The sequence below is a fragment of the Desulforhopalus sp. genome, assembly GCA_030247675.1.
Taxonomy (GTDB): domain Bacteria; phylum Desulfobacterota; class Desulfobulbia; order Desulfobulbales; family Desulfocapsaceae; genus Desulforhopalus_A.
The window spans coordinates 120,773-133,198 of record JAOTRX010000008.1 but is presented as its reverse complement, the minus strand read 5'-3'; the positions used below and the strand labels follow the sequence as shown (position 1 = coordinate 133,198).

10 protein-coding genes are annotated in these 12,426 nt (G+C 53.9%); 8 read left to right on the top strand and 2 right to left on the bottom strand.

Going from position 1 to position 12,426, the window contains the following annotated elements; genetic code table 11:
* Positions 1-46 precede the first annotated feature (46 nt).
* Positions 47-1,963 (bottom strand): anaerobic carbon-monoxide dehydrogenase catalytic subunit, encoded by a 1,917-nt coding sequence (gene cooS / locus OEL83_16770; protein ID MDK9708698.1) that lies wholly within the window; start codon positions 1,961-1,963, stop codon positions 47-49.
* Positions 1,964-2,294: 331 nt separating this feature from the next.
* Here cooS and OEL83_16765 point away from each other — a divergent pair, with 331 nt between their 5' ends.
* Entirely contained in the window at positions 2,295-2,885 is a 591-nt protein-coding gene (locus OEL83_16765) for a cupin domain-containing protein (protein MDK9708697.1), read from the top strand.
* 79 nt (positions 2,886-2,964) lie between these two features.
* On the opposite strand, the gene OEL83_16760 is transcribed toward OEL83_16765, so the two are convergent.
* Entirely contained in the window at positions 2,965-4,029 is a 1,065-nt protein-coding gene (locus tag OEL83_16760) for a branched-chain amino acid aminotransferase (GenBank protein ID MDK9708696.1), read from the bottom strand.
* Between the two features lie 260 nt (positions 4,030-4,289).
* Here OEL83_16760 and OEL83_16755 point away from each other — a divergent pair, with 260 nt between their 5' ends.
* The 7 genes from OEL83_16755 to OEL83_16725 all read left to right on the top strand — a co-directional run bounded on the left by OEL83_16755 (position 4,290) and on the right by OEL83_16725 (position 12,320).
* Positions 4,290-4,850 (top strand): 2-oxoacid:acceptor oxidoreductase family protein, encoded by a 561-nt coding sequence (locus tag OEL83_16755; GenBank protein MDK9708695.1) that lies wholly within the window; start codon positions 4,290-4,292, stop codon positions 4,848-4,850.
* 3 nt (positions 4,851-4,853) lie between these two features.
* On the top strand, positions 4,854-5,159 hold the full coding sequence (locus tag OEL83_16750) for a 4Fe-4S binding protein (protein ID MDK9708694.1): 306 nt from the start codon (positions 4,854-4,856) through the stop codon (positions 5,157-5,159).
* Between the two features lie 4 nt (positions 5,160-5,163).
* Entirely contained in the window at positions 5,164-6,363 is a 1,200-nt protein-coding gene (locus OEL83_16745; protein ID MDK9708693.1) for a pyruvate ferredoxin oxidoreductase, read from the top strand.
* 5 nt (positions 6,364-6,368) lie between these two features.
* Entirely contained in the window at positions 6,369-7,253 is an 885-nt protein-coding gene (locus OEL83_16740) for a thiamine pyrophosphate-dependent enzyme (protein MDK9708692.1), read from the top strand.
* A gap of 96 nt (positions 7,254-7,349) precedes the next feature.
* Positions 7,350-8,678, top strand: coding sequence for an ATP-binding protein (locus OEL83_16735; GenBank protein ID MDK9708691.1), 1,329 nt, complete (start codon positions 7,350-7,352; stop codon positions 8,676-8,678).
* Positions 8,635-9,969: an MBL fold metallo-hydrolase gene (locus tag OEL83_16730; GenBank protein ID MDK9708690.1), complete on the top strand. Its 1,335-nt coding sequence runs from the start codon at positions 8,635-8,637 to the stop codon at positions 9,967-9,969. The genes OEL83_16735 and OEL83_16730 overlap by 44 nt, the downstream gene beginning before the upstream one ends.
* A 440-nt stretch (positions 9,970-10,409) precedes the next feature.
* Positions 10,410-12,320, top strand: a complete 1,911-nt coding sequence (locus OEL83_16725; protein MDK9708689.1) for a polysaccharide biosynthesis protein — start codon at positions 10,410-10,412, stop codon at positions 12,318-12,320.
* The last annotated feature ends 106 nt before the right edge of the window (positions 12,321-12,426 follow it).

Genomic DNA, 12,426 nt, shown 5'->3' with positions numbered 1-12,426 from the left:
ACTCTTCAACAATGGTTGGCTCGGCAACCAGTCAAACCGGCACCAATCATTGTAAGCCCAATCCCTTGCGGCGCGAGTCGATGGCGGCCAGCAGTTTATCGGCGGCGCTTGCCGGATCAAGATCGACGATAAAATAGCCGCCGGTGAGATCCTTGACCTTGTCGGTGAGAATCTGGGTGACAAGCGGGCTGCCGAGCACCGGCAGCATCACCCCGACATGGGTGGGCAGGCCGGCCGCCACCGCATAGACGCCTATCGATACCGCTTTTTCAGAGACCGCTTCGGCGGCAGAGGCCACCACCGGCAGCTGGTGGGTATCAACCCCCAGATATTTAGCCACCGCGACCGTCAGGGCCACCGCCCGGGAGTTGTCGACACAGGAGCCCATATGCAGTACTGGCGGCAGCGGGCCACCGAGATTATTGGCCTGACCGATGGCAGTCAGCACCGCCTTGAGACCTTCTCCACACAGGACGTCAACATTGGCTGGATCCATAAAGCCATGGCGCATCAGGGCACCGGCGCCGCAGCCGGTGGCTACCACCAGGACATTTTCCTTGAGCAGACGTTTAGCGATTTGCACAAAGTTCCGGTCCTGGGGGACCTTGACATTATTGCAGCCGGCAAAGAGGCAGACGCCGCGAATATTGCCGGCGACGATATTATCGACAAGGGGCTTGAGGGGCTGTTCAGCGTCCAGCTTCGCCAGGGCGGCGATGATCGTCTCAACGGAAAAACCGGCAACCACTGGGGTTTTGACCGCCGGGATATCCACTGGTTTATTTTTGCGGCGGCTGAATTGGGCGATGGCCATGTCGATAATCTCGTTGGCCTTGGCTTGTGCCGCCTCTTCGCTGAAGTCGACATGGCTAGCGCCGCTGATCTTGGCGATATCCATGGTGGTGATGATTTGGGTGCCGAAGCATTCGGCGACACCCACCACGGAGGGCATGATGCACTGATAATCAACGACCATGGCGTCGACGGCGCCGGTGACGATAGCCATCTCCTGGCTGACCGAGTGGGTGCAGGCCGGGATGCCGTGGCGCATCATGATCTCGTTGCCGGTGCAGCAGATACCGACCAGATTGACGCCGGTGGCCCCGGCCTTTTTGGCATCCTCCTCCTTGGTTTGCGCCGCCGCCACCAGTATCTCGGAGAGGACCGGATTGTGGCCGTGCAGGGCGATATTGACCGCATCCGCCCTGAGGGTGCCGAGGTTGGCGGAGGTGACGCTTGGCTGTGGGATGCCAAAGAGAATATCTGCCAAATCAGTGCCCATGTAGCAGCCGGCCAGATCGGCCACACCGCAGCGCAGACCGCCGAGGAGCAGATTCACGGGATCGGCATCTACGCCGTAGAGGGTGCGGTGCATGATCTCGGAGACTTCATGGTCGATGCCCTTGGGCACCAGGCCAAGGTCGGTCAGCACCTTGGCCCGTTGCGGGTTGACGACTGTTGCCGCCCAGAGGACCGGGGTGTCTTTTTCGTGGAAGTCGGCGAGCGCTGCCTTGGCCACCTCAAGGGCGATATCCTTGTCGGTTCTGCCGGTTGTCGCAATGCCCAGGCGGGTGGCAACGGCCCGCAGCTTTGCCGGCTCCTTGATGCTGTAGGCCGGGGCCTTGCCCTCGGCCATTTTCTTCAGGGTATGGGCGAGATGCTTGGCGTGACCGGAGTGCGCCGCTGTGCCCGCGGCGATGGCCCGGTCGAGCCCCCTTGCCACCATGACATCGGCGGTAGCGCCGCAGATACCTACCTTCGGACCTTCGCCAAAGGGATCGATGCGGCAGGGGCCCTGCAGGCAGTGGCGGCAGCACAGACCGCTATCACCAAAGCCGCATTGGGGGGTCATGGCCGCGTAACGGTCCCAGACTGTTGGAATATTCCCGGCACCGGCCTTGGCGATCATCTGTTGTACTGCCGGGTCAAGACTCTTGTTCATGGCCTCCTTTTGCTGGGTCATTGTCACTCTCCTTTATTGTTAACTGGTTATGATAACGTGGAAAACGGACATATGATCAATAAGGGAAACGCGTGGAGCGAAGCGTCTTCGCTAACATAATAAGGCAGTATACCTGCAAGACGGCAAAACATCATGGGAATTTTCACTGAAACCGCCTGCAACTCATCAGGCGGTAGCCATTTCTCTGGGCATGTTCCGGTGTAATAGTTGGCAAAGAGCCGGCGGATGCGGTAAACTTCTGGGGAGTAAGGAAAAACCCGTTCGATGCTCCACCTGGCGACAAGCCCGTTGCCGGCGTGGCCAAGATACGCTGCCAACCAGGAGGAAAACGATGCCTGAGAGCACTGTGAAAGTCGGCCAAAGGATTAAAGATCTGCGCATTGCCAGGAAAATGTCGCGCCAAGAAGTCGCCGAGAAATCCGGGATAAGCGAGACAACCCTTTCCAGCATTGAGAATCACCTGATCTCCCCGCCTCTCGGAAACCTGGTGAGTTTGGCAAAGGCCTTTGAGGTCTCGGTTGGCGATTTATTCGGCGAGAAAGGGGATGCCGCCTACTGCATCGTCAGAAGCGACGACAGAAAACCGGTGTCGCGGTTCAACTCCACCGATGGCGAGTCTTCGGCCTACAGTTACGAGTCCCTGGGGCAGCACAAGAAAAAGAAACAGATGGAGCCATTTTTGGTCACCCTCAACCCCGGAAAGGTCCGGCAGCCTGAGCCAAATCAGCATATCGGTGAGGAGTTTTTGTTTGTCCTGGAGGGCAAGGTCGAGGTCAGGCTCCTCAATCATACCGACATTCTCAACCCCGGCGATTCAATCTATTACGATTCGACCATGCCGCATGTCGTGTCCTGTCATGGCGACCAGCCGGCAACCATTCTGGCGGTAATTTATGCCAAGGACGAGATGGTCATTCTTTAACCACCCCTTGCTGCTGAGAGTATGCAGGACTTACTGCCCCGGCACGAACGATATGCCGGGGCAGTATATGCACGAATGCCTATTTGACCGGCAGATTCCAGTGGAACTGGTCTTCGGCCTTGCCGTACTGGATGTCCATAAGGCCTTTGAAAAGTTTCGCCGACAGCGGTCCTACCTGGCCATCGCCGACGGTGATCTCCCTGCCGTTGAATTTGATGTGGCCGACCGGCGAGATGACCGCGGCGGTTCCCGAGCCAAACACCTCCTTCAGCAAGCCCTTCTCGTGCGCCTCATACACCTCATGGATACTGATCAGTCTTTCCACGACCTTGACATTCCAGGACTTCGCCAACTTGATGACTGAGTCCCTGGTGACCCCGGCGAGAATACTGCCGTTGAGGGCGGGGGTGATGAGTTCATCGCCGATGCAGAAGAAGATGTTCATGGTGCCCACCTCTTCGATGTACTTCAGTTCAACACCGTCCAGCCAGAGTACCTGGGTATAGCCCTCCTTTTTCGCAAGGTCCGAGGCGTAGAGGCTCGCCGCGTAATTGCCGGCGGTCTTCGCTTGGCCAACACCGCCTCTGACGGCGCGCACGTACTCGGTGGTCACCCAGATCTTCACCGGATTGAAACCCTCGGGGTAGTAGGCGCCAACCGGGCTAAGAATAATAAAGAGCCGGTAGGTGTTTGACGAACGCAGGCCGAGGTGGGCGTCCATGGCGATAACCGTCGGACGGATATACAGCGATGTCCCCGGGGCGCTGGGCACCCAGTCCTTGTCGATTTTGAGAAGCTGCAGGAGTCCTTCAAGGACCAATTCCTCATCAAATTGCGGGATGCACAGCCGGTGCGCCGATATGTTGAGACGTTTGATATTGTCCTTCGGCCGGAAAAGCTGGACCTCGCCGGAGCCGGTGCGGTAGGCCTTGAGGCCCTCGAAAATCGCTTGGCCATAGTGGAGAACCATGGTCGAGGGGTCCATGGAAATTGGGCTGTAGGGCTCGACCCGCGGGTTATGCCAGCCGTCGGTGGGATTATAATCCATGTTGAACATATGATCGGTGAAGATAGTCCCAAATCCAAGGCCGGAACCGTCAGGTCGTTTTTTTAATGTTGCGGCCTTTGTTACTGAAATTTTCATGATCGCCCCTTAGCTTAGTTATAATAATTTGATATTACGGTGTTAACTGGAGTAACAATAATGTTTATTAAATAAACACGGCATTCAATTAGCGTAGTTATTATTATGGATTCAAGTATAATGCCACCGGCGTTGTTTAGTCACTTACAAAAATAATTGCATGTTTTTTTCGTCTATTTTTTTGCCCCGTTCGGGGGTGCAGAGAAGCGTCCCATGGTGAACGCTGGAACGTATTGGAATAATAAATATTTCGGTGGAAAATGAGAAAAGACATAATTGAGATACGATGGCACGGACGTGGAGGGCAGGGCGCTATTACCGCGGCAAAGATTGTCGCCAATGGTGCCTTTGTTTCCGGATATAAGGGCGTGGTCATGGCGCCGACCTTCGGAACCGAGCGAAGGGGCGCCCCGGTGTTTACCTCGCTGAAGATTTCCAAGGAAAAAATCTACGATCTCTCGCCGATCACCACCCCGGACATGGTGGTGGTCCTGGACCACACCCTTCTCGAAGAGGTAAATGTAGTGGCGGGATTAAAAGAGGGCGGCCTGGTGGTATTGAATGCGCCGCAACCTCTTGAGTCGTACAATTTTGGCGGGGCGCGAATAGCAGTTTCCGATGTCACCAAACACGGCATCGCCGCCGGTCTGCCCCCGGGCATTGTCAACTCGGGAATCATTGGCGTCTTTGCCAAGGCCACTGGCCTGGTGGACATTGAGGTCCTGGTGCAGGCGATTGAACAAGAATTTATCGGGAAACGGCCGGAAAAGAACGCGATGGCCGCCCGCATTTCCTATGAGAATACGGCAATTGGAGGCTGATCGATGGTGAAGAAAACGTATTGCAATATGCTGTCGCGCAGCAAACCGGGTCCTGGCGATGGTGGCAACACCGGGTCATGGCGGGTTTTGCGGCCGGTCATCAACCTTGAGGCATGCATTCCGGTAAAAACCAAGAGAAAATCCTGTTTTAACTGCTGGATGTATTGTCCCGACTGCGTAGTCAGCAAGACCATACCGCCGGTAATCAACTATGATTACTGCAAAGGTTGCGGGATTTGTGCCGAAGAGTGCCCAGCTGGCGCTATCAGTATGGTTGCCGAGGCAACGTCCAACACGGAGGAGAAATAATCCCATGCATATTATTGAATCCGGAAATGTCGCGGCTGCAACCGGCGTGAAGTTATCACGGGCCCAGGTCATCGCCGCCTATCCCATTACCCCGCAGACCCCGTTGACGGAAAAATTGTCGGAATTCGTCGAGTCCGGAAAGCTTGAGGCTCAGTATATCCCGGTAGAAAGCGAGCACAGTGCCATGGCGGTGTGCATCGCCGCCCAGACCGCCGGGGCAAGGGCCTTTACCGCCACCAGCGCCAACGGCCTTTTGTATATGAACGAACAGTTGCACTGGGCGGTGGGGGCGCGGCTGCCCATCGTCATGTGTGTGGCCAACCGGGGCATCGGCGCACCGTGGACGGTATGGAACGACCAGCAGGATACCATCGCCCAGCGCGATGTCGGCTGGATCCAGATCTACTGCAACGACCACCAGCAGATCATCGATTCGGTCATCAAGGCCTTCAAGCTCGCCCAGACGGTGAGCATTCCGGTCATGGTCTGTTACGACGGCTATCTGCTGTCCCACACCTACATGCCTTTTGATCAGCCGGAGCAGGGCAAGGTCGATGCATTCCTGCCGCCTTTTACACCGAAACATTTTCTTGATCCGCAGGATCCCGGCAACTTTAACACGGTTACCCTGCCCGACGTACGGCCGGGGGTGGACGGCAATATACAGCCGGGATATATCGAGATCCGCCACAATCTCCAGGAGGATCTGCGGGCATCTCTGCAGGCCTACGAGACTATCGACAAGGAGTTCGCCAAGAAATTCGGCCGTGGCGGCACGCCCTTTGTGGAGGAATACCGGTGCGACGACGCCGATTTCGTGGCGGTCGCCATCGGTTCGCTGTCCTATCAGCTGCGCGACGTCATCGATATCATGCGTAACGACAAGGTGAAGATCGGTGTTATGGGGGTGCAGATGTATCGGCCCTTCCCTGATCAGGCAATTGTCAAAGCCCTGGCTGGCAAGAAGTGCGCCATCGTCTTCGAGAAGGCGCTCAGCTACGGCAACCAGGGCGCATTGTACGCCGATATCAAGGCCGCACTGTACTGCAGCGACAAGAAACCACATATCCACAATTACATCCTCGGCCTTGGCGGCAGAGAGATACGGACCCAGCACCTTCTTGATGCCTTGGCCGTATCGTGTGCCTCCCCGGCAAAATTCGGCGACAGTCCTCGCTGGATCGGTTTGAAACTACAGGAATAACTACCATGGCAAAAGCAACTACTATTTTAAACTTGACTGAAGAAGAGTTCGTCCATCCGGGGAACCGGGCCTGCTCGGGCTGTGGTTTGTCGATTGTCTATCGTATCGGCTTGAAGGCACTCGGTAAAAATACCATTCTGGTGGTGCCGCCCAGCTGCCTTACCGTGTTGCAGGGCCTGTATCCAGTGGCCTCTACCAAACTTCCCTGTGTCAATGTGCCCTTTGCCTCGACCGGCGCCGCAGCAACCGGGGTGCGCGGGGCAATGAAGGCCCTGAAGAAGACAGGCGTCAACGTCGTTGCCTGGGCGGGTGACGGGGGGACCGGCGATATCGGTATTCAGGCCCTTTCCGGCGCCTGTGAGCGGGGCGAGGACATCATCTATATATGCTATGACAATGAGGCGTATATGAATACCGGTGTCCAGCGATCGGGAACCACCCCCCAGGGTGTTCTGACCACGACGACCCCCATCAAGGGCAAGCTCCAGGAGAAAAAGGACGTCCCGGCAATCATTGCCGCCCACGGTATCCCCTACGTAGCCACCGCTTCTGCTGCCTATCCTCTTGATTTTTATGATAAAGTAAAAAAAGCCACGACCATTGCCGGGCCGAGATATATTCACGTTCACACCCCGTGCCCGCCGGGCTGGAGCTTTGAAACACGGTACACCATCAAGGTTGGCAAGCTGGCGGTTCAAACTGGCCTTTTCGATCTGTACGAAATTGTCGACGGCAAGTTTACCCTGACCGGGCCTTCGCTTAATCTGCTCGGCAAAAAACGGCTGCCGGTGTCGGAATATTTTAAGACCCAGGGCAGGTTCAAGTCGCTTGATCCGGAGATAGTCGCCAAGGTGCAGCAGCAGGTCGATACGAAGTGGGCTGGGTATTGAAAATAAACTGGAAGTCGAAACAGATTCTCCTTCAGGTGGTATTTTATGGCAACATTATCCTTCCAATAAGGTTAAATAATCTGTAAAGTATCCTTCATGGGAGATCAATTTCGTCAGGTTGTTCGACAAAAAATTGTCGATTCGCTCGATGCAGCCATTCCGGTGTTGACGCGCCGTGATATCTGGTTGCCAGCCGTACCAAACAAGGCAACCGCCGTGATTGGGATGCGGCGTGCGGGTAAAACCAGTCTGCTCTGGCAAATCCTGGCTGAGCGTTTTGCCCAAGGGACACCGCGTGAAGGGTTGTTGTATTTCAGCTTTGAGGATGAGCGCCTGGCAGGCATGCAGGCAAAAGACCTTGATATGCTGGTGGAGGAATATTATCGCCTTTATCCGAAATGGCGGGACCAGCAGCGGGCCACCTTTTTTCTTGATGAAATTCAGGTCATCCCCGGCTGGGAAATGTTTGCTCGCCGGCTTCTCGACAGCGAAAAAATTGATCTGTTTCTCTCCGGCTCTTCTGCTCGGATGCTCTCGCGTGAAGTGGCCACCAGCATGCGAGGCCGTGCCATGGAAGCCGTTGTTCTGCCGTTCAGCTTCCGCGAGAGCTTGCGCCACAGGGGGGTGGAGCCGCTGAAATCGCCGGAATACTTGTCGAAATCCATACGCTCCCTGCTCGACAACCACCTCCTCAGCTATCTGAAGCAAGGTGGTTTTCCCGAGGTGCAGGGGCTGGATGCCGCTAATCGTATCGCCTTATTGAATGGCTATGTGGATGTTGTGCTGCTGCGCGATGTCGTGGAACGTCATGGAATCTCACAACCGCTGGTATTGCGTTGGATGGTGCGCCAGCTGCTGGGCAATGCGGCAGGCACTTTCAGTATCAATAAATTCCATTTAGACCTGAAATCTCAAGGTATTGCAGTCGGCAAAGAAACATTGCACACGTACCTGGGCTATCTTGAGGACACTTTTCTGTTACGCAGCATAGCTATCGCCACCGATTCGGAACGGCGCCGCAGGGTTAATCCGCGTAAGGTCTACCCCATTGACGCCGGTTTGATTCCGATTTTTGATCGGTCGGGTAAAGCCAACCTCGGCCACGCCCTTGAAACTGCTGTGTTCCTGGAGTTGGACAGACGTGCTGCGGAAGTTACCTATGTACGGACCATACAAGGCTTTGAGGTTGATTTCCATGCACGCTATGTCGAAGGCCACGAAGAATTGATCCAGGTATGTGCCAGCGTTGATCAGCCGGCAACGTTTTCCCGAGAAATCAGAGGATTACTCGATGCGATGAAAGACTTTCCCCGGGCCGAACCGGTACTGATTGCCCTTGACCGACCCGTATCGTTAGACATCCCCTCTGCGGTGACGGTTGTTGCTGCTCGCGATTGGTTACTCAGTGAAAAGGGAGGGCATTAGTACGATAAATACGAAAATCTCCCACCTCGGCGCAAAAGAGTGCGTCACCGGCTCCTGTCATCTGATTGAGACCCGGCCGGGGACGCCCGAGGGCATTAATATCCTCGTTGATTGCGGTACCTCCCAGGGTGACGATCCGGTATTGCCCTTTGCCGACTTCCCGGTACAACCCAGCCAGATCGACTATCTTTTCCTGACCCACGCCCATATCGACCATATCGGCCGGGTGCCGGATCTGATCGAAGCCGGGTTTCGCGGCGAGATCATCTGCACCCATGCCACCAAGGCACTGCTGCAGCCCATGCTCCGCGACGCCATGTCGTTCTCGGCGAAAACCGACCAGGAGGTCCAGCGCCTAGAGACCTTGATTGAAGAAATGTCCTGGGGCTTTGAACTGCAGGAGACCTTTACCCTCAAGAAAGGGATTACTTTCAAGCTGGGCAATGCCGGGCATATCCTCGGCTCGTGTTTTATTTTGCTCACCTTTCCTGAAGCATCAACCTCTCCAGCTGGTGAATATCGGGTGCTGTTCTCCGGCGATCTCGGCTGCGCAGGCACCCCGATCCTGCCCGATCCCGACCCGCCGGATGCCTGCGATCTTCTCATCCTCGAATCCACCTACGGCGACAGGCTGCATCCCAGCCGCAAAGGTCGAATTGAGGCTTTGCGAAAATTGCTGCAAAAAGCCCTTGCCGACAAAGGTATCGTTTATATCCCGGCCTTTGCCTTGGGCAGAACCCAGGAGCTGCTGTATGAGCTGGATAGAATCGGCCTCAAGGTTCCCGTATTTATCGATTCTCCGCTGGGGCTGGAGATCACCAAAATCTATTCAAACCTTGAGAATTACTGGGATGAAGAGGCGAAGCATCTCAAGGCAAGAGGCGACCATCCCTTCGACTTTAAGGGCCTTTATGCAGTGGCGAAATATCAGGATCATAAAACCCTTTTGGATATCAACGGCCCGGCCATTATCATCGCCGGCAGCGGCATGTGTACCGGCGGGCGAATCGTCGACCATCTCAAACATGGGCTTGATGATCCCAAAAACGACATATTTTTTGTCGGCTATCAGGCCGAAGGTACACCCGGCAGAAGGATAATCGAGAAGAAAACTCCTGTTAAAGCAGGGGTACACATCCTCACTGCCTATTCAGCCCATGCCGATCAGAGGGTGCTTGTCGACTGGGTGCGGTCGATGCCCCAGCCGCCTCAGGAGATCCGTTTGGTACATGGAGATGAAGAGGCTCGAAGGACTCTCGCTTTGGCGTTAGGGCTTAATAGCAATGTATGATTTGGCAGGGTAGGGCACTTCCTTTTTAAGGAAGTAGCTTTATATCGCAAGGGCATAATCCCGCACCCCGGCCTGAGAAATCAAGAAGCCCAAAACCACTTTGTTCTACGAGGACAAGAGGATCGAGGCTCCTGCCATCGAAAACGGAAACCATCCGGGATGCCGTTGGTTTCCGTGCAGTTTCCATTGCATTTTCCATTTTATATTGTAGGAGTATAATTCTTTGCTCATTTACCCGGATGGCATCGATTCGGGGACAGGTGTTTGACGTACATTGACAAGAAAGATCCCGGAATGGGAAGGTACATATGCGAACTAAGCTCATCAATGCCTTCAACGAACAACCCAGAATTCTCTGGAATCTCGCCCTGCGCACAAATTTCTGGATTGTTCTTCTGGTCGATAGTGCCCTTATCCTGATTGCCCATTTACTTGCCTATATGGTTAGATTTGAAGGGCTAATCGTTAATCAACTCCCGCAAATTCTGCTTTTCTTCCCCATCCTGATAGTAACCAAAATTCCTGTTTTTTATTTTTTCGGCCTCTATCGTGGTATGTGGCGCTATACCAGTATTGCCGATCTGCTTAATATTACCAAGGCGGTGGCGGTATCGTCAGGTTTCATAATTATGAGTGTTCTTTATATGAACCGCTTTGATGGCCTGTCCCGGTCGGTTTTTTTCATGGATGGGGTTTTTACCTTTTTACTTATCTGCTGTCATCGCGGCACAATCCGCTATCTCCTGCAGACCAAGGATCTCACCTTATGGTTTGCCCAGGACAATGAAAAGAAGCGAAAGAAAAGGCTGTTGCTCATTGGTGCCGGCGCTGCCGCCGAAAAGGTTATTCGTGAGATCAGAGACAACGTCAGCGTCCTCTACCAGGTCGTTGGTTTGGTAGACGACGATCCAAGAAAGCAAGGTTTAAAGATTCATGACATACCGGTAGTCGGAGGTGTCGATACACTGAAGGAATGCATTGCCAGGACCAGGGCTGAGGAGGTCCTTATTGCGGTTGCGTCGGCAACCGGCGAACAGATGAAACGGATTGTCGAGATCTGTCAGCAGGCAAATACCAAATTCAAGGTGTTGCCGAGCATGGGTGAGATCATTAAGGGCCGACTGAGCGTGACCTCCAGTCGTGAAATATCCTATAGGGACTTGCTGGGCCGGCCGACGGTGCACCTCGATCAAAAGGAGATCGGCAAATATCTGACCGGCCGGACAATCCTGGTAACCGGGGCAGGCGGCTCGATTGGTTCCGAGCTATGCCGGCAGATTCTCAATTTTGAACCGAAAACCATCATTCTGCTCGATGCCGGTGAAGAGAATCTGTATAAAATCCAGATGGAATTGCAGCATGAGCATCATTTCCAAGGCTATGTTCCGGTTTTAGGGAAGATCCAGAACAGAGACTTGCTCAATTCCCTCTTCTGCGAATACGCACCTTCCGTTGTCTTCCATGCCGCAGCTTATAAACATGTGCCTCTGGTTGAAGCCAACCCTTGGGAGGCGATTTTCAATAATGTCTTTGCCGTTCGCAATCTGATTGAGACCGCCATTTTTTATAATACCGAACGTTTCGTCCTCGTCTCTACCGATAAAGCAGTACGCCCAACCAATGTTATGGGCGCCTCAAAGAGGCTTACCGAACTCCTTATGCTGGCGCACTGCCGGGAACAATGGCAGCAATCGATGGGAAACAATGGCAGAAAGAAAATACCTGCAGATTGTCAAAGCCCGGAGACAGACACCTTGAACACCGCCTGTCATAATACTACCTTCATGGCCGTCCGTTTCGGCAATGTTCTGGGGTCTTCCGGTTCGGTTATTCCCCTGTTCAAACACCAGATAGAAAACGGCGGTCCGGTAACGGTTACCGATCCGGAAATTACCCGTTATTTCATGTCGGTTGAGGAGGCAGCCCAGCTTATCCTCCAAGCCGGGGCCATGGGGAAGGGCGGGGAAATCTTTTTGTTAAAGATGGGAGCACCGATAAAGATTGCCAACCTGGCCTTTGATCTCATTAAGCTTATGGGATACGAACCGGAAAGTGATATTAAAATCGTTTACACCGGTCTTCGCCCTGGCGAAAAACTCTATGAAGAGCTGATTACCGAAGGAGAAGGTATCGTCCCGACAACGCACGAAAAAATCATGGTGCTGCATGGAGATGGAAAACCTTATAGTGAGATCGAGGTTTTGCTGAGCGAACTTGCAAGCAAGGCGAAAGTACATGATTCTCGTGGGATAAAAGAAGTGCTGAAAAAAATTATCCCCGAATACTTACCCGACTTTGACGCGAGATCAATCATTATCCCAGGCGGTGGTTACAACAAAGCATCCAGCTAAGGTCTGATTGTTTATTCTGATCGGGGCAGTCAGTAATGTTTCTCAACCTTTACATGAGTATTGTGGCAATTTTGTGCAAGTTTCTGAGAGCTGTAAAGGAAATATT